Raw genomic sequence first — 24,309 nt, forward strand, 5'->3', positions numbered from 1 at the left:
TATGGCTAAAGCCTGAAGGTTTTAGCATTTTAGTTTTGATACGTTAAGAGACATAAATAATTATGTTAAATCAAAGGGCTTGCTTAAAATAATAGAAGGGAGGGCTTACATTGAACATTGTATTTAAAACAAACCGATTACTGTTGCGCCATGCAAATGCAAGTGATGCAGCTGTGCTACTAAAATTAGTTAATCAGGCTGATTTTATAAAGTACATTGGTGACAAGGCAATTTATACGCTGGATGATGCAAAAGATTATATTGAGCAGTCATTTATTGCAGCTCATAAAAATCAAGGCTTTGGGCCTTACATTATAACCTTGTATAACGATGTTATTGTAGGCGTCGTGGGACTTTATAAACGCTCGGCAATACAATATCCAGATTTAGGCTATGCACTTGTAAGCGGTTTTGAAAAAAAGGGTTATATTTTTGAAGCGGCTAATGTACTTGTGCAAAATATACATAAGTTAGGGGTAACACAACTCAGTGCCATAACTTCAACGAACAACATGGCATCGCAAAATGTGTTAGCTAAGCTGGGATTTAGTAAAGTAGGTGTGGCAGTTATTAATAACGATAAAACCGCCGTTAACGTATTTTTACTAAATAACCAGAGCTCAGGTTAAATAATTAAAGCCTTGCGTGCTCTATTTTTTTTGCAACAGCTAGATTAATATTTAGCCATGTTTTTTCAAGTGTTGATACCAAACCGTCATAGCCGTCATCATCAATAGGCACTACATTTGAAAAATTATGAATGCTTACAAGGCGTCGTCCGGTTTCTGGGTGTGTATAGTACAAACGCCAAAGCCCCGAAATATCAGCATTGCCTTGCATATCACCATTAAAGTGGTGTATTTCGTACTCAAGTTCGTAAAATGTTTGCTGATCGAGCTCGGTGATAACCGGCAACCCTTTTATTACCATCCAATTCGGCATGGCAGTAAAAAGAGTTTGTTGCGCTGAAGCGGTTAACATCACATCTGGCGATTCGCCCCACAAGTTGTAATTAGCAGCATGAATTTGGTTACTGTCTATCTTCATAGCAATACCCACGTTATTTAAAGCCCCTCTAAGCACAACGGTTTGTATTCTTAATTGCGCATTTGTCTCGCTCACGTTCCTTGATGATGCACCAATAGGTTGTTCAAACTGATAATACTGTGTTGCGGTTTGTATTGATGAGCTACAACCAGCGAGTAGTAACAATAAGCTTGTAATTAAACATAATGATTTCATTATTGCTTCCTTGGTTTTGGATCAGCCGGCAATGACTTATCAAAAATTAGCATATTTGGTTGCTCATTTAAGCCACGAGTCAATGGCTGCAGCCCTTCGCTTAAACGTTTAAACTCTTTTAGTGTTTGCTGTATTTGATGATGAAGCTCAGAGCCCGCTTGGTAACTGGCCATTGTTTTATCAAATTGGCGCATGGTGATTTCAAATTGCACCATGCTTTTTGTCATTTTTTCGAAGTTACGATTAAAGTCACCAGGTAAATTTTGTGTATCTTTTTGGCTCAATAATTCGCGCATTTCATTCGCCAGTGCTTGGTAGTCTGTAAATGTCGCTTGCATCTGCGCTAGATTATCTTCAATTTTTAAGTTATTGACTTTATTTAGTACATCGGATACTTGGTCAGCGAGTACCGTTATACCGCTCGACACACTAGGAAAAACATCATACTGCACAAGTTTACCTAAATAGGCTTTGGGGGCATCAGGATATATATCAAAATCAACATACACTGCACCTGTTAATAAATTGCCAGGTTTTAACGAAGCGCGCATACCATTTTCAATCCAGCCATCAAGACTGCCTCGCCAAAACTCTTTGGCTGAAGCACTGTCGTGATATAAGCGTCCGTATTCTACTTTTATGAGTACTGGAACTGCCGTGTTGTGATTTCTAAAATGACCTGGTTTTCCATTAATAATAACGTTAGCAGGCGCTTCTACAACGGTACCAATACGCATACCTCGATACTCAACAGGCGCACCTGAGCGTAGACCGCGTACTGATTGCTCAAACTCAATGAGGAAGTAATCAAAATCATAAAAACGCTCTTCAAGTGCCTCTTTATAGCTTTGACTCAATGAAAAGCTATGGTCATCCTGAGCTATTTTACCTGGGGCTTGTTGTTCAGGTAAACCAACCGATATACCGCCTTTTAAAAGTTTACTTAACGAGCCTGTATTAATATTGATGCCATCGGCAGATAGGTCAATTTGAATGCCTGCATTTACCCAAAAGATGGAGTTTGTTGTGATCAAGTTTTGATAAGGTGCATTAATAAACACACCGTATTTCATTGCTTGATTTTCCCAATCAAATACAGCGGTCTCTATTTGGCCTATTTTATAGTTTTTAAAAAATATTCCCGTACTTACATCCAGTACTTCGGCATTATAGCTAAGAAGCTTAAAGCGCCCACCCTTAACATCTTTGCCAATTAAAGCGGGCTCATCTTGTAATGTGAAAGTACGTTTCACGTTTTTACTTTCACCTGGTGAAAACTCTAAGTAAACACCCGATAAAAGTGTACTCATGCCACTGATGCCGGTTTCATCTATACGGGGTTTTACAACCCAAATTTTAGCGTCGTCAGTCAATAAGTTATTATAATTTTTATCTATTTGAGCACTTGCTATGACGCTATCTTGAGTGTCGGATAAACGAACATGATCAATTTGACCTATCTTTACACTGCGGACTTTAATTTCAGTCTTACCTGCAATAATACCTTCTGCTTGTGGCATTTGGATAAAAATAGTTGGGCCTTTATTCGCTTGGTATTGATATAACATCCACATGCCAACTAACAGCGCAATTGCAGGAATGATCCAGATAGCGGAAATTTTTGGTTCTTTTGTTACTTCAGCAATCTCGGTCATGCTTTGTTCTCTGAGGTTTTATTTTTAGGTGAATCCCACAATAAACGGGGGTCAAAGGCATGCGCTGCCATCATTTGGCATATTACCATAACCGTAAAGAATACAATGCCTAATCCTGGGGTTACCGACATTAAATTACCTAATTGAACCAAGGCAACTAAAATAGCGACAACGAATACATCTATCATAGACCATTTACCTATGAATTCAGTTAATTGATAAATGCGGGTATACCCTTTCGTGTGCCTATTTGCTGGCCGTGTAACCATAAAGCATAAAAAGCTTAGAACGAATGCTTTTGCTAGTGGCACAACGACACTGGCTAAAAATATAATAGCGGCGATAGGGTACGAGCCACTTTTCCATAGTGTGATTACACCACCAATTAATGTGGAAGGAGACTCGTCTCCTAAGCTTGTGGTATGCATAATAGGTAAAACATTAGCTGGAATATAACAAACTACTGATGTAATTAGCCAGGCTGCCGCTTTTTGTACACTATAAGGGTTTCTGACGTGTGTTTTTGTGTGGCAGCGCTGGCAAACATTGCTTGTACAGAGTTGATGACACACATGGCACGCTTTAATATTTTCATCAATTGCGCGTTTTGCATGTTCAGCCCCTGTCAGTATTTTTACTGGTTTTATTTGCGCCCATAAACGTGGTCGGTTTAAATGAGCAAGCGCGGCTATATACAAAATTACAAAGCATACGTACGCCCAGAAACTTGTACCAAAACTAATATCGGCTAACGACATAATCTTAACCATGCTTACCAGCACACCGATCAAAAATATTTCCGACATAATCCAAGGCTCTAACGCAAGGGTAAATTTTAATAGCCGTCTGGCAATACCCTCTGGGAGAGTATTTAAGAGCCCAAGATGCAAAGGTATTAAAACAAGCAATAAAGCCATTGGTAGGGCAATAATACTCAAATCTATAAATAGACCAAGTAGTTCACTGTCATAGTTAAATAAAATACGGGCCGCGTCGGGCAGGGTAATCGTTTGCGTTATTCCACTGCTACTAAAAGAAATAAAAGGGTAAAACATACTGCTTAGCAGCATTAATAAAGCACTAACACTGAGGGCTACAATGCGGCTATCGTTATTCACATCAGCTTGGCAAAGTTTATGGTGGCAATGCGGACATAGCGCCATTTGCTTTGCGATTATGCGAGGTATATCTATAATTAGGTCGCAACAAGGGCATACAGTTTGCAATGTGTGAGCCTAATGCTAAGTAGAGTGGTTTAATTTTGCTATAAATTGAGTGTAAATACAAACTAGTTCAATCAATAGTCAGTTCAAAAATTCAATTGTACTGTGGATGAAGACTCGCTTAAACATATCTTATATGCTTAAAAATACAAAGGATCGACAGTGAAAAACCTATTAATCGTTTTGGCCCTGTTAATAAGCACTAAATTACAGGCTTTGGCACAGTCGAGTAGCGTACAAAAGTCCGATAGTATAATCATCGCCGTCAGTCCTTATGTTGCTCCCTACGTAATACAAAAAAATGATTCAGGTATCCAATTAGAAATTATTAAAGCTGCATTTAAAAATCAAGGTATCAATAATATTTCAATCGAATATATGTCGAATAAACGCGCGGAGTATCAGTTAAACAATGGTGCTATTGATGTGGCAATGAATCATTCTAACTTTTATTTACCTGGTATTTATGTCAGTAAGCGTATTTTGAATTATCAAAATGTGGTTATCAGCCTACTCAAAAACAACTACACAATTAATTCTGTATATGATTTGTCAGAAAAAAGTATATTGGCGTTTCAACATGCGCCAGCTTACTTACCGCACTCATTCAAATTGGCTTTGTATAAGGTTAGCTCTTATGAGGAAGTGATAAATCAAAGAGCACAGGTAGATCATCTAATGAAAGGATGGGTAGATACAATTATTTTAGATAAACGTATATTCTTATACTATTTAAATGAGTATCGACAAACCAATAAAACATCGCATGTTGCGATTCATTCGATATTCCCAGAAGCGCCACGACCGGCTTATTTTAATAGTAAAGTTTTACAAGAGATATTTGATGAGGGATTGGCCAATATTATTAAAAATGGCCAATACCACAGTATTTTAGTAAACCTTGAAGCGCAATATGCACAAAACCCTGAAATTTCAAATTAATCAAGGTTAATTACGCTGCCCTATGGGTTCTTTTTAGGGGCAATTAACTCTTTGTTGTTCAGTTTTTACTTAGCCCACTAGGTTACAAACCTCGCGCCGTGATTAAATCGCTCCTAAGTTGAACAAATTTCAATCCACGAAGGTCAACACGCCCTAGTCAAATAACGCCACTGTTTGGCGCGTAAGAGCGATTAACTCACCTGATTGTGACCATATACAACCATCTTCTAAGCCGTAACCATCTTTTGAATGATGCGTAATTGCTTCAAAGCCAAGCCATTCACCAGGTGCTAAGTTTGGCTCTTGCACAAACTCCAAATACCACGACATGCTACTTGCTGGGGCGGGTTGTTTAAACATTTGTAAAAGTGTTGGCGGCCAAGCATCAGTCAATGCAATTACATGGGCCTCTGTTATTTGCTCTGGGGTATGTTTAAAGCGCATCCAACCACCTAAATGAGAAGTTTCTGCGCTGCTAAATGGCATGCCGCCTTGTTGTGGGCACAAATCAACATGTTGAAAAAACTCAGGCATCTGATCATTTATAAAAGGTAATGTGTAGCGTTCATCAACGGGTTTCAAACTAATTGACTTTGAGACGGGAACGTTAATAGCCGACTCCCTACTTTTGGCAAAACATGCCTGCACTATTACGCATACTTGTTCATTTTGAATTGCTTTAGCTAACACCTGCGTGCTGCTTTTACCTTGTCGAAGTATTTCTACGGATAAAGAAAAGGGGGTATCGGCAAGTAATGGCCCTACAAAATTGGTACTGAGTGAAAGCAGTCGACGATCGTCAGTTACTTTACCTCTTATTGCTTGATATAACAGCGCAGCTGAGAGTCCGCCAAATGCGGTTCTGCCCTGACACCAATTTTCGGGGAACTGCATTGTAGATGGTGATTGCTCAATGTTGTTAGTGTTGCCTATCTTTGCTGCTTGCTCAAGTAATTGTTCAAAATGCATAAAGATGTCCTTTTAAAGTGCGATTTAATAAATTTATAACACAACAAAACTAGTCAGACCAGTAATTAAAAGCAGTCCAAGCGGTGTAAAAATCATCATTCCTTACAATTATTAAGGTTATTTTGTAAATAAATCAAAAAAAATGAGTTTTTTTTCATTTTTACAGTTGAAATAAGTTTGCAGCAACCCTATTTACTAGTCATCGAACGTATTAACGAATATTGAAGTTGGAGAAATTTCATGGGTAAAATTATCGGAATTGACTTAGGTACTACAAACTCTTGTGTTGCAGTACTTGATGGTGGCAAAGCACGTGTTATTGAAAACGCGGAAGGCGATCGCACAACCCCGTCTATCATTGCTTATACGCAAGACGGTGAAACATTAGTAGGTCAATCTGCTAAACGTCAAGCGGTTACTAACCCGACAAATACCTTGTTTGCAATTAAGCGTTTAATTGGTCGTCGTTTTGAAGACGAAGAAGTTCAACGTGACATCGGCATCATGCCGTTTAAAATCATTAAAGCCGACAATGGCGATGCATGGGTAGAAGCGGGCGGCGAAAAACGTGCTGCACCACAAATCTCTGCTGAAGTACTGAAAAAAATGAAGAAAACAGCTGAAGACTTCTTAGGTGAAGAAGTAACAGAAGCCGTAATCACAGTACCTGCATACTTTAACGATTCACAACGTCAAGCAACGAAAGATGCTGGTCGTATTGCGGGCCTCGAAGTTAAACGTATTATCAATGAGCCAACGGCTGCGGCACTTGCTTACGGTATGGATAAAAACCGTGGCGAAAACATCGTTGCAGTATATGACTTAGGTGGCGGTACTTTCGATTTATCAATTATTGAAATTGATGAAGTTGAAGGCGAGCACACTTTTGAAGTACTTGCTACAAACGGGGACACTCACTTAGGTGGTGAAGATTTTGATAACCGTGTAATCAACTACCTAGTAGCTGAATTCAAGAAAGATCAAGGTTTAGACTTAAAAACTGACCCTCTTGCAATGCAACGTGTTAAAGAAGCTGCTGAAAAAGCAAAAATCGAACTTTCATCTGCACAGTCTACAGAAGTAAACCTTCCGTACGTAACTGCTGATGCATCTGGCCCTAAGCACATGAACGTGAAACTGACACGCGCTAAGCTTGAGTCACTAGTTGAAGATTTAGTTACAAAGTCTTTAGAACCATTAAAACGTGCACTTGCTGATGCTGATTTATCAGTAAGCGACATCAACGATATTATTCTTGTTGGTGGTCAAACACGTATGCCTTTAGTACAAAAAACTGTTGCGGAGTTCTTCGGTAAAGAGCCTCGTAAAGATGTTAACCCTGATGAAGCAGTAGCCGTAGGCGCAGCGATTCAAGGTGGTGTATTAGCAGGCGATGTTAAAGATGTACTATTACTTGATGTTTCTCCATTATCTCTAGGTATTGAGACTATGGGTTCAGTAATGACGGCTTTAATTGAGAAAAATACAACGATTCCTACTAAGAAATCGCAAACGTTCTCAACAGCTGAAGATAACCAATCTGCTGTAACAATTCATGTACTTCAAGGTGAGCGTAAACGTTCAAGCGACAATAAATCTCTAGGTCAATTTAATCTAGAAGGTATTCGCCCAGCACAACGTGGTACACCACAAATTGAAGTAACATTTGATGTTGATGCCGATGGTATCTTACATGTATCTGCGAAAGATAAAGATACAGGTAAAGAGCAAAAAATCACGATTCAAGCATCTTCTGGCTTAAGCGATGAAGAAGTTGAAAAAATGGTTCGTGACGCAGAAGCACATGCTGAAGACGATAAAAAGTTTGAAGAACTTGTTGCTGCTCGTAACCAAGCTGATGCCCTAGTACACGGTACGCGTAAGCAAATTGAAGAAGCGGGTGATGCATTACCAAGCGAAGACAAAGAAGCGATTGAAGCGGCTGTTGTAGATTTAGAAGCTGCAATTAAGAGCGACAACAAAGAAGAGATTGAAGCTAAAACGCAAGCGCTTGCTGAAAAGTCTCAAAAACTGATGGAAATTGCTCAAGCAAAAGCGCAGCAAGGTTCAGCAGATGCAGGCGAGCAACAACAGTCAACTAAACAAGATGACGACGTTGTTGATGCAGAGTTTGAAGAAGTGAAAGACGACAAATAATTGTTGCTACCGCTTCTTGCTGGCCAAAAACACTTAACTCGGTTAGGTGGTTTAGGTTAGGATGAACAAATGAGGCGCGCGAGCAATAGCTTGTCGCGCCTTTTGCATGTGTTTAAGGTTCAAAAATTCAATGATAAATCGATGCGATTTATCGGTTTATCCAGCAGCTTACGCTGTAAACAGAAAAGAGTAGTGTGATAGATATGTCAAAACGCGATTATTACGAAGTCCTCGGCGTAAGCAAAGATGCGAGTGAGCGAGACATAAAAAAAGCGTATAAACGCTTAGCGATGAAATATCATCCAGATCGTACCGCAGGCGATAAAGATCTCGAATCAAAATTTAAAGAAGTTAAAGAAGCGTACGAGATCTTAACTGATAGCCAAAAACGTCAAATGTATGACCAACATGGTCATGCAGCCTTTGAACAAGGTGGCGGTGGAGGTCACGGTGGTTTTGGTGGCGGACATGGCGACTTTGGTGATGTATTTGGCGACGTATTTGGCGATATTTTTGGTGGCGGCGGTGGTCGACGCCAATCTCGTCAACAACGTGGTTCCGATTTACGTTACAATATGGACTTAAGCTTAGAAGAAGCTGTTCGTGGTAAAGAAGTTGAAATCAAAGTGCCAACATGGGTGGGTTGTGAGCCGTGTGATGGCAGTGGCGCTAAAGCAGGTTCTAAACCTAAAACATGTACTACGTGTCATGGTGCTGGCCAAGTGCAAATGCGCCAAGGTTTCTTCGCTGTTCAGCAAACCTGTCCAACGTGTCAGGGGCAAGGTCAGATTATTTCAGATCCTTGTAATAAGTGTCACGGTCAAGGTCGCGTAGAAAAAACCAAAACGCTTTCAGTTAAAATTCCAGCCGGCGTTGATACAGGCGATCGTATCCGCTTAACGGGTGAAGGCGAAGCTGGAATGCATGGTGCTCCGGCCGGTGATCTCTATGTACAGGTGTCGGTACGAGAACATAAAATATTTGTGCGCGAAGCGAATAATTTATACTGTGAAGTGCCAATTAGCTTTACGACAGCAGGTCTTGGTGGCGAAATTGAAGTGCCAACGCTTGATGGTCGTGCAAAACTTAAAATACCTTCTGAAACGCAAACGGGTAAAATGTTTCGTATGCGTGGTAAAGGAGTTAAGTCAGTACGCAGTGGTGCTCAAGGCGATTTAATTTGTAAAGTAGTCATTGAAACGCCAGTTAATCTTAACGAACGTCAACGTGAATTACTGACTGAATTAGATGAAAGCATGGGTACAGATAGTTCGAAAAACCGCCCTAAAGAGCAAGGTTTTTTTGATGGTGTTAAAAAGTTTTTTGATGATTTAACTAAATAATTTTACGTTAAGTAAATAAAAACGACGCTTTTTAGCGTCGTTTTTTTTGCTTTAAATATAATTTTTGTTACTGTAAATAAAAACACCATTAAATATTATGACACCAGCAATAGCGTTACTCAAAAAGCAAAAAATCTCTTTTGAACTGCTAAGTTATAAACATGATACGAGCAATAGTCATTATGGGCAGGAGGCCGTTGAAAAGTTAAACTTAAAGAGTGAACAAGTATATAAAACGCTTGTATTAGAAACATATGAGAATGAATTGATCGTTGCAATCACTCCTGTATCTCAACAAGTTAATTTAAAAAAATTGGCAAAATTGTGTAGAACAAAAAAAGTCGCGATGGCAGCAGCGCAAAAAGTTCAAGCAAGTACAGGGTATATTTTGGGAGGAGTGAGCCCGCTTGGTCAGAAGAAAAGATTGCAAACATTTATACATCACAGTGCACTGCAGTTTACCCATATATATGTAAGCGCAGGTAAACGTGGTTTAGAGGTGATGCTAAAAACTGCGGACTTAACTTTGCTAACAAATGCGAGCTTTGAGGATTTTTAGTATGGAGATCCATAGTTACAATTAAGAGTTTGCTGCTTTGATGAATGTTAACTACAGTCAAGTTAACCTACTTGTTGAAAGCTTCGGTGTTATCTATGAATTTTTCTGATATTAATTATTTTGCCATACTCGTGGCTGCACTCTCTTCGTTCATGCTTGGTGATATTTGGTATTCGAAAATCATGTTCAAGCAGGCGTGGTTAGAAAGCTGTGGTTTAACGGAGCTTGATTTACAATCAGCAAACCCTAAATGGATATTTGGCGGTAGCTTTGTCTGTGTATTTACGGCTGCATTTATATTGTGTCTTTTTTTGGGAAATGACGCAGGAGTAGCTCAAAGTATGGGCACCGGTTTCGCTATTGGTTTATTTTTGGTAAGCAGTTCGCTGGGTCTGAGCTATATATATGAGCAACGCCCAGCTAAATTATTCTTAATTAATAGCGGCTTTTCTATTTTACAATTCTCCTTAATGGGCTTTATTTTAGGTGTTTGGCCATGACGTTATGCATGTAATATGAATAATTTGATTACTGATTTTTCGATACGATTAGTATTTTTACTCGATGTATTACAAAGGTTTAATATTTAAAAATTGGTCGTGAAATAATGAAAATATTGGTTGTCGACGATATGCCGTTAATACGTCATGTATTAATAAATATGCTTAGAAAGTTACAGTTTGACGATCTTGTTGAAGCAACTGACGGGATTCAAGCGTTTACTTTACTGCACCAACAACACTTTGATCTAGTCATTACAGATTTATATATGCCAAAAATGGATGGTAAAATTTTACTTAAACGAATTCGTGATGATGAAAAGCTGGCATCTCTGCCTGTTCTAATTGTGACATGTGAAGATAGCTGTGAAGCTGTTAAAGAAATAATTGCAGCTAAAGTCTCAGGCTTTATTATTAAACCATTCAATTTAAAAGTATTATCAACAAAACTAAATCTCATTATTGCAGACGCCAATAAAAAGTAATGCTGTATTTGCTTATACCTATTTTAATTTTAATAGATAGTTATTTACTCTAAACTTACCGACCCCAAAGAGGCCAGTATTGTGAATCAATGGAGGAGAAATGGCTAAACCTAATAAAAAAGGGCCGACAAAGACAGTTGATATCTTTTGCTCTGCTTGTAGGGCTTCATTATTTAAATACCGAAAAGGCGGAAAAGGGGCTTTAGTTAAGTGTTTTATAGAGCGGATCAGCCAAGATTTTACCAAAGAGCCTTGTATTTGCCCTCAGTGCGATCGCCTTTTTGCAAGAGTTACGATAATACGAGGTACCCCTGCCTATAAAATAATTGGCGGAAAAGTGACATTTAAATAAACAGGTTATTGATAAACATTCGATGCGGACATATGGCCTTGTTAGAATTTACCATACTGATAAGATCCCTCGGTTTTGCTGTTTCAATGAATGAAAAAATACCCTCCCCATGGATCGGGCCAGTTTTTTGGGTTATTTAAAAATGGATAAAGGATAGTTTCGTGATAGCACTCTTATTTGACATCATAGGTATGACAGGTACTTTTTTAGTCGTTGGTTCATTCTTTTTACTACAGCTAGGTAAAACATCTCCAACGAGCTTGATGTATAATATGATGAATTTAACAGGGGCAATTTTATTATTAATTAGTCTTTGTTATAACTTTAATTTAGCCAGTTTTGTGATTGAAATTTTCTGGATTGCGGCTTCATTAATTGGTTTATATAAATACGTTAAAAACAGATCAGCTTCAGCTAAAAATTAAGCACTTTTAAGGCTTAATACCAAACTGCATAAATCTTTGATCAATTTAACGAATTAAATTTCACTATAACGTCGTTAAAAATTTTTTATTTAGAACAACTAGATACAAAAATTTTTGCCTAGTTCTAGCGTAATTTTCTTAACGTTAAATAGACCCCATATATAAGCAGGCTGGTATAACAAATCGCTGTAAACACCTTGTTTACGGCGATTTTTGTTTTTAAATACGAACAATACACTTGTTAACAAAAAGTTTATATCGTTGCAAGATTTTAGCCGTTACACTAGCGTCTTAAAATTCTCTCGGTTATTTTTTTGCGAGCTGTTAATGTACTCCTTTTCTAAAAAAATCATTAGTATAGGTATATTACTCATACTTATATTAGTCGTTACGTTTTGGCTTGGCCGTGCTCATGATGTTGGGCAAGCAGCGCTTCAGGCCAAGCGTCAAGTAACTCAATTAAACAATTATATTGATACGGAACTTGCCCGCTTTTCTGCCATTCCTCAGTTGCTTACGCATAACGAGTCGTTGGTTAATTTTCTCAACGGTGAACAACAGCACTACAGCGCTATAAATAATTACCTTGCTGATATTCAACAAGCCAGTGGGGCATCAGATGTGTTTGTTCTGGATCCGCAAGGTGCTGTAACGGCAAGTAGCAATTGGCAGACTGATTATTCTTTTTTAGGTAGCAATTTTGCTTTTAGGCCTTACTTTAAGCGCGCATTTGCAGGTGAAACTGTTGCTTATTTTGCATTAGGTATGCGTTCTGAGGAACGTGGTATTTATTTTTCTCAAGCTGTTTATAAACAGAGCCAAGCGATAGGTGTTGTTGTGCTAAAAGTGAATGTAAATAAGTTCGAAAATGACAGAAAACTCTTAAATACATCACAAGGTAGTCATTTTTATTTACAGTTAGCAGACGAAATTATTGCAATGTCAGATGTTCAACAATGGCGCTTAAATAGTTTTACTCAGCTAGATATTACAGCACGGCGTGATATTAAATCTCGTCGAGCCTATCTGGACCATCAACCTAAATACATCAAGCAATTTCAATTTAGTAATGAAGGCATTACACACTTTAAAATAGACAAATCATTGTATGTTACAGCAGCCATGCCTCTGCGTTATTTCAATGCCACTATGCACGTACTTGTCGATATATCTAAAATTAATGCCGCACAAGTGCCTCGCTTATTTTGGGCGTTTTTTATCTATAGCTTACTCATTATTATTGGCTATAGCTTATTAACACGTTTTGCTGGGTATAAAAAATTATTGTATTCACGGCACAGTTTAGAGCTTGAAGTGATAGAGCGAACTCAAGCTCTTGAAAAAGTGCAAAGTGCCTTGGTTCAATCGGCTAAGCTTGCCACCATAGGGCAACTTAGTGCGGGTATTAATCATGAAATTAATCAGCCGCTTAGTGCAATAAATACCTACCTCGCTAGTGCTAAACGTTTATTGATCAAAGGCAATATTTCGGCTCTAGATGAGAGTTTAACTATTATTGCAGGGCTCGTTGAACGTGTGCACAAAATAGTGGGCCAGCTTAAGCATTTTAGTAAACCATCAGATATGCAATTAAGGCCTTATCCTTTAGCTGGCTTATTAAATAATGCATTAATGATATCAAGTGCACAATTAAAGCAAGACAACATACATGTTGATCCTCCAAGTTTTAATGAAAATATTATTGTTTGGGTAGATGCACTTAAATTTGAGCAAGTACTGGTTAATTTAATTACGAATGCGAGCCAAGCGATGAGTAACGCTGCTGTTCGTAATTTAAGTTTTCAGGTGGAGAGTTTTGAAGATCGGGTAAAGTTATCCATTTTAGATTCGGGTGCAGGCATAGAGCAACATGCATTCGGGAACCTGTTTGAGCCTTTTTATAGTACTAAGTCGAGTAATGGTTTAGGGCTTGGTTTATCTATATCAAAGCAGATAATTGATTCCTTTAATGGCTGCTTGAGCGCGCATAATCGGGTAGAAGGCGGAGCTGAATTTATAATCAGTCTGTCAAATAAGCAGGAAGGCAAACATGATTAATAGCTCATCGTGTAATAACATTATAGTCATTGATGATGAAGCAATGATCAGAGACTCTTTAAAGCAATTGCTAACCCTCGAGGGGTATATCGTTGAATGCTTTAATAACGCAAGTACGGCCCTTAGTAAACTTAACCGACGTTTTGCTGGGATCGTTTTGAGCGATATAAATATGCCGACTATGGACGGCCTAACACTTTTGGAGCAAATAACCGCTTTTGATAGTGAGCTTCCTGTTATCTTTTTAACAGGCTACGCTGACGTATCCATTGCTGTCAAAGCAATGCAATTAGGCGCGTATGATTTATTTGAAAAACCGGTTAATGAATATCTGTTAGATTGTATTGCAAGGGCATGCGACAAACGCAGCTTAGTTATGGAAAACCGCGCATTAAAAGTGGCCGTACAAAAAACGTCAGCACCCGGTGTGCGTATATTGGGTGATACGCCTAAAATGCAAGATATGATGCACTTGCTAAACACGATTATAGATACACCAACAGATGTCATGATTGAAGGTGAGACAGGGACAGGCAAAGAGCTTGTAGCGCGTTACCTGCACGATCAAAGTAATCGCTCCAGTTGTAACTTTGTTGCTATTAATTGTGGTGCTGTACCAGAGCAATTAATAGAAAGCGAATTGTTTGGTGCAGCAAGTGGTGCATACACGAGCGCGACGCAGAGCCGAAAAGGCAAGTTTGAATATGCTCAAGGTGGTACAGTTTTTTTAGATGAAATAGAAAGCACCCCAATGTCACTGCAAGTTAAGTTACTGCGCGTATTAGAAGAGCGAAAAGTGACCCCCGTAGGCGACAATAAAGCAATTGATTTAGATATAAGGATTGTGGCAGCGAGTAAAGTAAACTTACTTTCGCTAGTTGAAAACGGTCAGTTTAGGGCTGATTTATATTACAGACTGAGTTTGGTCAACGTTACTATTCCGCCATTACGCTCTCGAAAAGCCGACATATTACTTTTGTTTAAGCACTTTAGTTCTATTGCGGCTACTCGCTATCATAAGCCGCCTGCAGCAATTAGTTCTGAGATACAACAGCGTTTAGTTGCATATGATTGGCCTGGCAATGTCAGAGAGCTCAGAAATCAAGCAGAGCGAGCCGTATTGCTCGGTGCTGAGCTTGCCTTTGCAGAAGTCAAAACACAGCAGTTTGGTGGTTTATCTGCCGATTTGAGTTTATCCGAAAAAGTGTCTTTTTATGAGCAGTCACTCATTGAGTACGCGCTTGAGCAAAATCATGGCAGTATTAAAAACACGATGGAAACACTACAAATAGCACGAAAAACACTTTACGATAAAATGAGTAAATACAACCTCAACAGAGATATGTTTACCGATTAAAATGGGTGGATTTGGTGACACTACTCACTTTTTTTAATGTGTGCTGATCCGCACGTTTTTATTAAAACTTAATAGTTTATATTATCAAGTTATTGAAATGATGAGTTTTTATATACTTGGCAGTAAAGTTGCCTTATTAGCACTACAACAAGTAGATTCTAATAATCAGGGCGCACAATGATAAAAACTACACACACTCGTATTTTACTACTATCAATTGGCTGTTTAGCCACATTTTCCCACACCGCTTTTGCTACAGATTACACTGTTTACGGTAAAGCCGAAGTGCAAATTGCCAGTACTGATACGGGCATAATGCGTTATGCCAAAGAAGGTACTCAAATTGAGGCGCCATACTCACGTATAGGCATTAAAGGCGCACATAAATTAAATGAATATTTAACTGCGGTTTTTAAATATGAAGTACAAGTTAAGGGCTTTGAAGAAGATGATACACAAGAGCCATTCACTGCACGTAATACTTACTTAGGTTTAAAAGGTGCGTTTGGTGAGGTCGTTGTAGGCAGAAACGATACTCGATTTAAGTACTCAGAAGGAAAGCTTGATAATTTTAACGAAACGCAAGCAGATATAGCACAAGTTATTGCAGGGCAGGACCGACTTGGCGATACTATTAGCTATACCTCAAACTCTTGGCATAATACGCAGTTTTCTTTTACTTATGCCCCAAAAGACGATAATAAAGACAACAAAGCAGGTTACGCTGCCACGTTTATTTATGGCGACCGTAATTTAAAAAATACGCCGTACTATGTCTCTTTAAGTCGAGTTGATTCACTTAATAATATAAAAGCAAATCGTCTTGCTGGTGTTTATAAATTTGAACAATTACAGCTAGGTGTACTATACCAGCATTCTGAATCGGTAGATGGTACTAAATCGGGCAATGGTTATGTGTTAAGTGCCAGCTATACACTTGATAAGTGGGTCCCAAAAATTCAGTTTACGAAGGATGATTCAGCGCTTCGCCAACAGACAGATGCAACTCAATGGACTACTGGTCTCGACTATGTATTTGATAAACAAACTACCGCTTATCTACTGTATACCGATTTAGACTTGGACGAAAATACAGACAGTAGTGTTGCACTTGGCCTTAAATATAAGTTTTAGGAAAAATAATGACTCAACAAATTTTAAAAAATAATTCTCCTAAAAAGCAAAGCATGCAATGGTTTTGGTTATTGATGGGCCCAAGTATTATGTTGCTTACTTGCCTAGTGACCCCACCGGAGGGAATTTCGGTTGCAGCATTTAATACGGCAGGGTTGGCATTTTGGATGGCCTCATGGTGGGTAAGTGAAGTTGTGCCTATACCTGCTACGGCTTTGCTACCATTAGTTATTTCACCCTTAGCTGATATTGCAGCAATAAAAACGGTTGCTGCACCTTATGCACACCCTTTAATCTTTTTATTTTTAGGCGGATTTTTAATATCTATTGCAATGGAACGGTGGGGGTTACATAAACGGATAGCCCTGAGTACTATGCTTTATGCAGGTACAAAGCCTAGTTTGCAAATTTTAGCGATGATGCTAGTAACCGCATTTTTATCTATGTGGATGTCCAATACTGCAACGGCGGTAATGATGCTACCAATTGCGCTTTCAATAACTAATTTAGTTAAGCAATCAGATCCTAGCAATGAAGGGTTTGGTAAAGCATTGTTATTATCAATCGCATATGGGGCTAGTATTGGTGGCATTGCTACATTAATAGGTACACCCCCTAATGCGTTAATGGCTGCCTATTTATCTGATAGCTACCAAATTGAAATTGGCTTTGCGCAGTGGATGATTATAGGGGTTCCTCTTGCTTTAAGTATGTTGATTATTAGCTGGGTTTGGCTTACTAAATTTGCATATAAAGTTGATGCTAACATGAAAGCCGATCAACCAATTGATACAAAAAGTGTATTTTTAACGCAGTTAAAAAACTTAGGAGTACTACAGCGTGCCGAAAAAGGCGTGTTATTTGTGTTTGTATTAGCAGCACTGTGTTGGATATTTAGACCTGTACTTGGCGAGATCACAGGACTGAAAATTTCTGATACCGGTATTGCGATTGCTGCAGCATTATTATTGTTTGTTTTACCCGCAAACAAGGGCAGTGACGAGCGTATTCTTGATTGGGAAAGTGCAGCTAAAGTACCGTGGGGCGTTTTATTGTTATTTGGGGGAGGGCTTACACTTGCATCTCAAATTAAATCATCAGGGCTTGCTGAATTTATTGCTCACCTAATTGAAGGCGCCAGCGCTATTCCACTTGTTATGGGTGTGCTTGTTGTGGTGGCATTAATTACATTTTTAACTGAGATCACCAGCAATACAGCTACTGCTGCAGGGTTCTTACCGTTATTAGGACCCGTTGCAGAATCAATAACGGGTTCACCTCTTGTATGGGTTATTCCTGCTGCTATTGCTTGTAGTTGTGCGTTTATGATGCCCGTTGCAACCCCTCCAAACGCAATCGTATTTGGCTCAGGGCAAATACAAATGCGCGATATGATAAGGGCGGGCTTTGTACTCAATATTGTCGCCATTGTTTTAATAACACTGGTCACTATGACGATTGCAGCTCACGTATTTAAATTCTAATCGTTTCAAGTCACGTATAGCAGGGTAGTTTTGTATATTGATTGTTTAAAAACAAAACTACTCTGTGTCTATATTTTTACTCTTAAAGGAGTGCTTTAAATAAAATTAGTGTTATTGCTCGAAAAACAGAACAAGGTTATAGTCGCTAATAACTTTAAAAATTGAGCAATCTATTTTGACAACAGATACACCACAAACGATTTCTTTATTAGCCCAGTTTAATGGCTTACAAAATGCCTTTTTAGAGACACCCTATTTATCTATAAATAAACGCATTACGATTTTAAAAAAGCTACGTGCACGCGTTGTCGAGCTTGAAGAAGAGCTCGTTGATGCGGTTTCAAAAGACTTTGGTTATAGAACTGCATTTGATACGTTGCTTGGTGATATTTTGCCAACAGTGCAAGGTCTTGCTCATATAATAAAAAAGTTACCAAAATGGTCAAAGCCAAGCAATCGTGCCGTGGGTTTAAGTTTATGGCCCTCTAAAGTGAGTGTAACTTATCAACCTAAAGGGGTCGTCGGAGTTATAGCGCCGTGGAACTACCCTATTCAATTGGCCATAGTACCTGTTATTACAGCTATTGCCGCAGGTAATAGGGTGATGTTAAAGCTAAGTGAGTTTACCCCGCATACAAATGTTGTTCTTGAAAAACTATTTAGTGATGAAATGCAAGAGCATTGTCAAGTAATTCAGGGGGGGAGCGATGTAGCAAGCGAATTTTCATCACTCCCGTTCGCCCATTTACTATTCACTGGTTCGACAGCGGTTGGTAAATTAGTAATGGCCTCAGCAAGTCGAAATTTAACGCCTGTTACGCTTGAGCTTGGTGGTAAGTCTCCAGTGATCATTACCGAGCAGGCTGATATTCAAAAAGCAGCACAGGCACTATTATTTGGAAAGATGGCTAACGCAGGGCAAATTTGCGTTGCGCCCGATTATGTATTTGTCCCTAAAGAGCTTGAGCATCAGCTTATTCAGCAATTATGCGAGCTTTATAAAAAGCATTTTAAAGACGGTGTTGAAGGTAAAAACTTAACATCGATTATTAGCGATGTACATTACAAACGTTTATCGGGCTATTTAGCGCAAGCACAAGAACTCGGCGCAACTATTGTAAAACCGCTTGAGCAAAATCAGCAAGATGCAGAAAAGCATCGTATGGGGCTACATATAGTTACTCAAGTCACAGACGAAATGCAGCTAATGCAAGATGAGTTATTTGGTCCTATATTGCCGATAATGAGTTATAACAAACTCAGTGAGGCAATTGATTACATTAAACAACATCACCATCCATTAGCACTTTATATTTTAGGGCAAGATAAACGCGCTCAAGACTATATTATTAAGCAAACACTCAGCGGTACAGTTGCTGTTAATGACACGCTAGTGCAAGTTACGGCAGATGATGTACCATTTGGCGGTGTTGGGCACTCAGGTATGGGGCATTATCACGGTAAAGAAGGTTTTTTAACCTTTAGCCATGCTAAAAACACATTAGTTTCTGGTTCTTTTAATCCACGGGTTGGCATGTTACTTAAGCAAAGTAAGTTACTGATCAAATTGCTTAAGTGGTTATATATTAAATAACCAGAGTGCAGGTTAAGCATTATTGCGAATTGGTAAAATCTAGAAAATAAAAAAGCTGAACGATTAGCGGCTACTAAATCGCTCAGTTCAGCTTTTATTATTTTAAAGTTGGTTAAAATAAGCGGCCTTCGCCTGCATAAGTACCCGCTAAAATTCTTGCATATATAGCGTCTGCTTTTTCTTTCGCTTCTTCAACTTCTTTAGGGAGCATTTTACGCTCATCGAGTTTGCGGCTATGGCTTGCTTGCATATTACCGTTGTACTCAGCAATAGTGTTCCAAATGTATGACTTTTCGAGATCTTTAGGCATACCTAAGCCTTCAAAATACATGAGTGCTAAGTTGAATTGCGCGAGGGAATAGTTATTTGCAGCCGCTTTTTCGTACCATTTTTTTGCAAGTTCAAAATCGTGACTAACGCCATCCCCGTTTGCGTACATAACACCTAGGTTAAATTGTGCTGCGGGTAAGTTTTTATTTGCTGCTTTTTCAAATAGGCTCAAAGCCATTTGCTTATCGAGCTTAACACCTTTACCTTCATCGTAAAGTACAGCTAATGCGAACATAGAATCGACATGATTCTTTTTAACACCCTGTTGATAAAGCTGCGCGGCTTTATGGTAGTCGCGTACTACGCCAAAGCCACCTTCATATAATTTCCCAAGTTCGTATATGCCAGGTGCAAAACCTTTGTCGGCTAGGTATTCAAACTCTTTTAATGCGTATTCAAATCGACCTTCGTTAGCGGCTATAATGCCCTCTTCTAATGTTGCATGGGCAAAAGGGCTTGCAAATAAAACGCCAGCAAGTATTAATGGTTTTAAATTAAACTGTGACATAGTAATGTCTCCAATTAGTAATAGTTGCAATATGTATCGATACCAATTTAATGCCATCGGCATAACTAAACGTAAATTCATTATCATGGTGCACTAATATCAATTGGCATAAGTATTTGAACAATCTAACGAATTAAAGCACCCCATAATATCGTAAAATTTTTGCCTTGTTGATAGTGCCATAATCTTATCGTTAAGTAGATCCTATCTTTAAGTCGGTCAGTATAAATGAGTGATTAAAACGTTTACATGTGGTTGCAAAAAACAATGCCTATTGTCCTGTTTACACCGGCTTAAATGTAAAGGCAAGACAATGCACTTTTCGTTTACATGTATAATATTTTATAGGTCAAAATAAGTTTTTTTGCACTGAAGAAGTGTAAGATACAGATATCACAGAAAATTTAAAGAAATAAAAAAAGCCCGTTAGGGCTTTTTTGAGTCATATCAACCGTCACTAATATGAGCAATGTAGCAAGTAATTGTGATCTTAGGTATTTATTACTTGGGTCGAGTAAGTAATAGATACGAAGCGGCACAGTCTTCTTAATTAAATATCAGCATCCTTGCTGTAATTTCTTCCCTAGGGCGTGTTGACCTTTGTGGATTGAAATTTGTTCAATCTAGAGACGATTTAATCGCGGCGCGAGGTTTGTAACCTAGCGGGCTAAGTAAAAACCGAGCAACAAAGAGTTAATCGTCCCTAGATCGAGCTCAAAGGGCAGCGCATGTTTGGCATTTATGCTGCGTTATCACCTATTTATGGGGAATAACCACACTACATAGGCTCTGCCTTGCCTAAAAACCAAACATACTGCTGCAAAATCAAACACGAAAGGCCTACACGCCCTTGGACTGAGGTCGTTACACTGTGTTTATGCGAACGATTATTAATTAGATTGATGTGCATGTCAATACTAAATGATAACTATTATCAAAAAGATTGTGTGTTTATATATTATTAAAGTAGTGAGGTGGCGTTACAATGTTTAGTAAAATTATAATAAAAAAAATAGCGAAGATTATTACAGTGCTGAGTATGTTGCTACTTAGCGCTTGCTCAACTTCTTTTGCTTACAATAACTTGCCTTGGCTTTCGTCTTTTTGGGTAGACGACTACATTGATTTAAATAAAAGTCAGGCCAAACAGCTCAAACAAATTATTGAAAATACGCGAAATTGGCACAGACAAACTGAACTGCTCAAATACAAACAAGATCTAACAAATTTACAAGCGATGTTTAATTCACAGTTAAATAAAGAGGAGCTGACTAAACAAATCACGCTTGCTAAAGGTCATTGGGGAAATCTGCTTGATTATGCAAGCCAACCTCTGATCACGTTAGCTAAAACGCTTACATCAAAACAGCGTAAAGAACTTATTGATAATATAACCGCCGATATAAATGATGAGTTAAAAGAGCACAATGAACTCAGCTTGCAAGAACATAAAGACATGCGTTTAGACAAACAGTTTGATTACTTTAAACAATGGCTAAACAAACTCACTCCTGAGCAAGTGCGATTAATAAAAGCCGCTAACGAGCAACATATTAATACATTTTTACTATGGCAAGATTATAAACGGGATCGCTTACGTGCACTTGAGCAAACGTTTTCCAACTTACAACTTGATGAACAGCAATTTGCTACACAGCTTGAGATAATCATTACCGATCGCGATGCATTTATTGGTGATGAGTTAAAAGCTAAGAATGAAAATAATTTAGTACTCTATATAAATTTACTTATTGACTTAAATAACACACTTTCTAAGCAACAACGAAAAAGCGCTAATGAACATTTTGACGATTTAATGCAGACAATTAATGAACTTAGAAATGATTAAGCGTTTCAAATCCAGCAACAAAAATTTATGATAGGTTTTATTATTAGTAAAGATGGCCACTATCGTGTTTTTGACGTATGAGGCACCGTTGTTATAGGTACACTGCTTGTCATCTCAATTTTTCACGTTAAACTGAATTTTTATTTTTTTATTAAGTTGTTTGAATGGATATTACTGCTCTTAATAGTACTAAGGCATTAAGAAGGAACGTCTTAAGATGGATGTGCTTATGTTTTGGTTGTGTATCGCTAATTTTTGCTGGGTTTAATTTACTCATTAATAATTTTGCGGTACTGGGCTATTTAGAGTTGGGACTGTGTGCTTACTGTGTACACACATTTGTGCGTCTAAACAGACATGCATTGCAACTACGCCAATCGCTTATTATGTGTGCATTAGTTACGTTAGTTATTGTGTTAGGTAACTATTTAGCTTTGATAAAAAATGGCTTGTTTATTTGGTCATTTGCATTACCCGTTTTGTATTACCTGTTGTTAGGTAAGCGCTTTGGGATCATCTTTTCTGCAACATTACTTTTTTTACAGGTATTTATCTTAGTAAATAAAGCCTCGTTATTTCCTTTTTTACCGCTAAATTTTGGTCTTAATTTACTGTTTGTTTATGTAAGTATTTGGGCTGTTTCTCATGTTTTTGAAGGGAGCAGAGCACTTTCCTCTAAACGCTTGAAAAGTTTAGCCTTGTTAGACCCATTAACGGGTGCTGGTAATCGACTTTCGATGAATCATTATTTTGAGGTCGAATTAACAGATAAATCTCAGTTGTACTTATTTTTATTAGATTTAGATTACTTCAAGCAGGTAAACGACAAATATGGTCACGACGTAGGTGACAAAGTGCTTATTGAAGTTGCAACGTTATTAAGAATTACGTTAGCTAAAGGGTATGTATTTAGAGTGGGTGGGGAAGAATTTGCACTTATTAGCTCATTTAACAATGCCGATGATGCGTTAAATACAGCTGAAAAATTAAGATCTGTCATAGAGAATACAGTGATTGATATTAATGGTGAAAAAATAAATATCACTATAAGTGTAGGGGTTGCTTCTTATCAACAGGATCAATCACTCGAAGAGTTTGCTAAAGAAGCTGATAAACAACTTTATAAAGCAAAACGCTTTGGACGTAATAAAGTATATGCTAAGTCAAGTACACATCAAAAAATTGAATTAGAATCTGTTTAATACATTTGCTCAAAATTAGGGATTCTATTTTCCCAAATAGGCTTGTCTTTTCCTAAGTATTCGCGCACAGCATCAAAAAATAAACGTGTTCTTACTGGTAAATCTCTGTGCGGATAAACAGCATACATTGCGCTGTAATCCATCAACTTTACATCCGTTAATATAGGTATTAATTTACCATCGGTAATTTCGTCACCGATTATAAATGCCGGCGCTACAAAATACGCTGTGCCAGATATGGCTTTCATGAGCAGAGCTTCGGCATCGTTAGCGCGATATACACTTTTTATTTTTTGCTCACATGGTTCACCCGAGCTGTTGTAATAATCAACTGTTTCAACCCTCATCGTATTACTGGCATAACTTGCGGCGGGTAATTCGGCCAATTCTTCCATACTGGATGGCATGCCATAAGTGCTGATAAACTCGGGAGCGGCAACAATGAGTAAACGATTACGCGCAATTTTACGTGCAATTAGAGATGAATCTTTTGGCTCTCCCACTCTAAATGCCAAATCGAACCCCTCAGAGACAATATCAACTAAACGATCGTCCAAGCGAAGCTCTACTTCAACTTGTGGAAAACGTTTTTGAAAGTCATTAAGTACAGGCTGTAAATAGCGCCGACCTATTAACGTAGATGAGGTTATTTTTAATACGCCTCGGGGCTCTAAATGGTAATTCTCAGCCATACGAATTGTATCACCGAGTAATTCTCTAAGTTCAGCTGCCTTTTTTATCATTTCTGCGCCAGCAGCGGTTAACGAAAAAGAACGAGTTGTTCTGTTTAATAACCTAACACCGAGTTCATCTTCTAATCGGCTAATTTGTTTAGAGATAACAGAGCGGTCAATGTTACGAATTTCAGCTGCCTTGGCAAAAGAGCCTTGTTCAACTACTTCAAGCAGCATTAAAAGCCGACTGGTTGTATCCATAATTAC

The 24,309-nt window shown here is 38.3% G+C and carries 22 protein-coding genes; 16 read left to right on the plus strand and 6 right to left on the minus strand.

Annotated features, from left to right (window positions below):
- The first annotated feature begins 110 nt into the window (after window positions 1–110).
- On the plus strand, window positions 111–629 hold the full coding sequence (locus tag ACJJVZ_RS02070) for a GNAT family N-acetyltransferase (RefSeq protein ID WP_405597686.1): 519 nt from the start codon (window positions 111–113) through the stop codon (window positions 627–629).
- A 4-nt stretch (window positions 630–633) separates the two neighbouring features.
- Here ACJJVZ_RS02070 and ACJJVZ_RS02075 read toward each other — a convergent pair whose 3' ends face one another.
- Genes ACJJVZ_RS02075 through ACJJVZ_RS02085 form a run of 3 tightly spaced genes read right to left on the minus strand, consistent with a single transcriptional unit; the run spans window position 634 to window position 4,060 of the window.
- Complete coding sequence (locus ACJJVZ_RS02075) at window positions 634–1,242, minus strand: PqiC family protein (protein ID WP_405597688.1); 609 nt, start codon at window positions 1,240–1,242, stop codon at window positions 634–636.
- Window positions 1,242–2,897 (minus strand): intermembrane transport protein PqiB, encoded by a 1,656-nt coding sequence (gene pqiB, locus ACJJVZ_RS02080; RefSeq protein ID WP_405597690.1) that lies wholly within the window; start codon window positions 2,895–2,897, stop codon window positions 1,242–1,244. Before pqiB ends, ACJJVZ_RS02075 begins: the two co-directional genes overlap by 1 nt.
- Complete coding sequence (locus ACJJVZ_RS02085) at window positions 2,894–4,060, minus strand: paraquat-inducible protein A (protein ID WP_259399006.1); 1,167 nt, start codon at window positions 4,058–4,060, stop codon at window positions 2,894–2,896. The genes pqiB and ACJJVZ_RS02085 overlap by 4 nt, the downstream gene beginning before the upstream one ends.
- Before the next feature lie 222 nt (window positions 4,061–4,282).
- Between ACJJVZ_RS02085 and ACJJVZ_RS02090 the strand changes: the two genes are divergently transcribed.
- Window positions 4,283–5,062 carry an amino acid ABC transporter substrate-binding protein gene (locus ACJJVZ_RS02090; RefSeq protein ID WP_405597692.1) on the plus strand — a complete coding sequence of 260 codons (780 nt, stop codon included), beginning with the start codon at window positions 4,283–4,285 and terminating at the stop codon, window positions 5,060–5,062.
- A 153-nt stretch (window positions 5,063–5,215) separates the two neighbouring features.
- On the opposite strand, the gene ACJJVZ_RS02095 is transcribed toward ACJJVZ_RS02090, so the two are convergent.
- On the minus strand, window positions 5,216–6,031 hold the full coding sequence (locus ACJJVZ_RS02095) for a thioesterase family protein (protein ID WP_405597695.1): 816 nt from the start codon (window positions 6,029–6,031) through the stop codon (window positions 5,216–5,218).
- Between the two features lie 240 nt (window positions 6,032–6,271).
- On the opposite strand from ACJJVZ_RS02095, the gene dnaK reads away from it, so the two are divergent.
- The 12 genes from dnaK to ACJJVZ_RS02155 all read left to right on the plus strand — a co-directional run bounded on the left by dnaK (window position 6,272) and on the right by ACJJVZ_RS02155 (window position 19,479).
- A complete protein-coding gene (gene dnaK / locus ACJJVZ_RS02100) occupies window positions 6,272–8,188 on the plus strand; it encodes a molecular chaperone DnaK (protein ID WP_405597698.1) in 1,917 nt (638 codons plus the stop codon).
- 203 nt (window positions 8,189–8,391) lie between these two features.
- On the plus strand, window positions 8,392–9,531 hold the full coding sequence (dnaJ, locus tag ACJJVZ_RS02105; RefSeq protein ID WP_182702703.1) for a molecular chaperone DnaJ: 1,140 nt from the start codon (window positions 8,392–8,394) through the stop codon (window positions 9,529–9,531).
- Window positions 9,532–9,628: 97 nt separating this feature from the next.
- Complete coding sequence (gene ybaK / locus ACJJVZ_RS02110; RefSeq protein ID WP_405597702.1) at window positions 9,629–10,090, plus strand: Cys-tRNA(Pro) deacylase; 462 nt, start codon at window positions 9,629–9,631, stop codon at window positions 10,088–10,090.
- A 95-nt stretch (window positions 10,091–10,185) separates the two neighbouring features.
- Window positions 10,186–10,590, plus strand: a complete 405-nt coding sequence (locus tag ACJJVZ_RS02115; RefSeq protein WP_273050258.1) for a DUF1761 domain-containing protein — start codon at window positions 10,186–10,188, stop codon at window positions 10,588–10,590.
- A gap of 107 nt (window positions 10,591–10,697) precedes the next feature.
- Window positions 10,698–11,075 (plus strand): response regulator, encoded by a 378-nt coding sequence (locus ACJJVZ_RS02120; protein WP_405597706.1) that lies wholly within the window; start codon window positions 10,698–10,700, stop codon window positions 11,073–11,075.
- A 100-nt stretch (window positions 11,076–11,175) separates the two neighbouring features.
- The gene (locus ACJJVZ_RS02125) at window positions 11,176–11,427 is read left to right on the plus strand and encodes a hypothetical protein (RefSeq protein ID WP_282130358.1); all 252 of its coding nucleotides are present in this window, start codon (window positions 11,176–11,178) and stop codon (window positions 11,425–11,427) included.
- A gap of 161 nt (window positions 11,428–11,588) precedes the next feature.
- Complete coding sequence (locus ACJJVZ_RS02130; RefSeq protein WP_077535131.1) at window positions 11,589–11,852, plus strand: hypothetical protein; 264 nt, start codon at window positions 11,589–11,591, stop codon at window positions 11,850–11,852.
- Between the two features lie 327 nt (window positions 11,853–12,179).
- Window positions 12,180–13,910, plus strand: coding sequence for an ATP-binding protein (locus ACJJVZ_RS02135; RefSeq protein WP_405597708.1), 1,731 nt, complete (start codon window positions 12,180–12,182; stop codon window positions 13,908–13,910).
- A complete protein-coding gene (locus tag ACJJVZ_RS02140; protein WP_405597711.1) occupies window positions 13,903–15,267 on the plus strand; it encodes a sigma-54-dependent transcriptional regulator in 1,365 nt (454 codons plus the stop codon). The genes ACJJVZ_RS02135 and ACJJVZ_RS02140 overlap by 8 nt, the downstream gene beginning before the upstream one ends.
- A 177-nt stretch (window positions 15,268–15,444) precedes the next feature.
- Entirely contained in the window at window positions 15,445–16,401 is a 957-nt protein-coding gene (locus tag ACJJVZ_RS02145; RefSeq protein WP_405597714.1) for a porin, read from the plus strand.
- Between the two features lie 8 nt (window positions 16,402–16,409).
- Complete coding sequence (locus tag ACJJVZ_RS02150) at window positions 16,410–17,885, plus strand: SLC13 family permease (protein WP_405597716.1); 1,476 nt, start codon at window positions 16,410–16,412, stop codon at window positions 17,883–17,885.
- Window positions 17,886–18,060: 175 nt separating this feature from the next.
- Window positions 18,061–19,479 carry a coniferyl aldehyde dehydrogenase gene (locus ACJJVZ_RS02155; RefSeq protein ID WP_405597719.1) on the plus strand — a complete coding sequence of 473 codons (1,419 nt, stop codon included), beginning with the start codon at window positions 18,061–18,063 and terminating at the stop codon, window positions 19,477–19,479.
- Window positions 19,480–19,591: 112 nt separating this feature from the next.
- Here ACJJVZ_RS02155 and ACJJVZ_RS02160 read toward each other — a convergent pair whose 3' ends face one another.
- Window positions 19,592–20,317, minus strand: a complete 726-nt coding sequence (locus ACJJVZ_RS02160) for a tetratricopeptide repeat protein (protein WP_077538754.1) — start codon at window positions 20,315–20,317, stop codon at window positions 19,592–19,594.
- A gap of 985 nt (window positions 20,318–21,302) precedes the next feature.
- Here ACJJVZ_RS02160 and ACJJVZ_RS02165 point away from each other — a divergent pair.
- On the plus strand, window positions 21,303–22,166 hold the full coding sequence (locus ACJJVZ_RS02165; protein ID WP_182703140.1) for a DUF6279 family lipoprotein: 864 nt from the start codon (window positions 21,303–21,305) through the stop codon (window positions 22,164–22,166).
- A gap of 164 nt (window positions 22,167–22,330) precedes the next feature.
- Window positions 22,331–23,368 (plus strand): GGDEF domain-containing protein, encoded by a 1,038-nt coding sequence (locus ACJJVZ_RS02170; RefSeq protein ID WP_405597722.1) that lies wholly within the window; start codon window positions 22,331–22,333, stop codon window positions 23,366–23,368.
- Here ACJJVZ_RS02170 and ACJJVZ_RS02175 read toward each other — a convergent pair.
- Window positions 23,365–24,303, minus strand: coding sequence for a LysR family transcriptional regulator (locus ACJJVZ_RS02175; protein WP_077535139.1), 939 nt, complete (start codon window positions 24,301–24,303; stop codon window positions 23,365–23,367). The genes ACJJVZ_RS02170 and ACJJVZ_RS02175 overlap by 4 nt on opposite strands.
- Window positions 24,304–24,309 lie beyond the last annotated feature (6 nt).

The sequence above is a fragment of the Pseudoalteromonas sp. Ld19 genome (genome assembly GCF_045064135.1).
In the GTDB taxonomy this organism is placed as follows: domain Bacteria; phylum Pseudomonadota; class Gammaproteobacteria; order Enterobacterales; family Alteromonadaceae; genus Pseudoalteromonas; species Pseudoalteromonas aliena.

What these genes read in the sequence shown, in the direction of transcription:
- dnaK (WP_405597698.1), top strand. Translation starts at nt 6,272, where the DNA reads ATGGGTAAAATTATCGGAATTGACTTAGGTACTACAAACTCTTGTGTT.
- ACJJVZ_RS02175 (WP_077535139.1), bottom strand. Translation starts at nt 24,303, where the DNA reads ATGGATACAACCAGTCGGCTTTTAATGCTGCTTGAAGTAGTTGAACAA.
- ACJJVZ_RS02170 (WP_405597722.1), top strand. Translation starts at nt 22,331, where the DNA reads ATGGATATTACTGCTCTTAATAGTACTAAGGCATTAAGAAGGAACGTC.
- ybaK (WP_405597702.1), top strand. Translation starts at nt 9,629, where the DNA reads ATGACACCAGCAATAGCGTTACTCAAAAAGCAAAAAATCTCTTTTGAA.
- ACJJVZ_RS02145 (WP_405597714.1), top strand. Translation starts at nt 15,445, where the DNA reads ATGATAAAAACTACACACACTCGTATTTTACTACTATCAATTGGCTGT.
- ACJJVZ_RS02120 (WP_405597706.1), top strand. Translation starts at nt 10,698, where the DNA reads ATGAAAATATTGGTTGTCGACGATATGCCGTTAATACGTCATGTATTA.
- dnaJ (WP_182702703.1), top strand. Translation starts at nt 8,392, where the DNA reads ATGTCAAAACGCGATTATTACGAAGTCCTCGGCGTAAGCAAAGATGCG.
- ACJJVZ_RS02125 (WP_282130358.1), top strand. Translation starts at nt 11,176, where the DNA reads ATGGCTAAACCTAATAAAAAAGGGCCGACAAAGACAGTTGATATCTTT.
- ACJJVZ_RS02135 (WP_405597708.1), top strand. Translation starts at nt 12,180, where the DNA reads ATGTACTCCTTTTCTAAAAAAATCATTAGTATAGGTATATTACTCATA.
- ACJJVZ_RS02085 (WP_259399006.1), bottom strand. Translation starts at nt 4,060, where the DNA reads ATGGCGCTATGTCCGCATTGCCACCATAAACTTTGCCAAGCTGATGTG.
- ACJJVZ_RS02115 (WP_273050258.1), top strand. Translation starts at nt 10,186, where the DNA reads ATGAATTTTTCTGATATTAATTATTTTGCCATACTCGTGGCTGCACTC.
- ACJJVZ_RS02140 (WP_405597711.1), top strand. Translation starts at nt 13,903, where the DNA reads ATGATTAATAGCTCATCGTGTAATAACATTATAGTCATTGATGATGAA.
- ACJJVZ_RS02160 (WP_077538754.1), bottom strand. Translation starts at nt 20,317, where the DNA reads ATGTCACAGTTTAATTTAAAACCATTAATACTTGCTGGCGTTTTATTT.
- ACJJVZ_RS02075 (WP_405597688.1), bottom strand. Translation starts at nt 1,242, where the DNA reads ATGAAATCATTATGTTTAATTACAAGCTTATTGTTACTACTCGCTGGT.
- ACJJVZ_RS02095 (WP_405597695.1), bottom strand. Translation starts at nt 6,031, where the DNA reads ATGCATTTTGAACAATTACTTGAGCAAGCAGCAAAGATAGGCAACACT.
- ACJJVZ_RS02165 (WP_182703140.1), top strand. Translation starts at nt 21,303, where the DNA reads ATGTTTAGTAAAATTATAATAAAAAAAATAGCGAAGATTATTACAGTG.
- ACJJVZ_RS02150 (WP_405597716.1), top strand. Translation starts at nt 16,410, where the DNA reads ATGACTCAACAAATTTTAAAAAATAATTCTCCTAAAAAGCAAAGCATG.
- pqiB (WP_405597690.1), bottom strand. Translation starts at nt 2,897, where the DNA reads ATGACCGAGATTGCTGAAGTAACAAAAGAACCAAAAATTTCCGCTATC.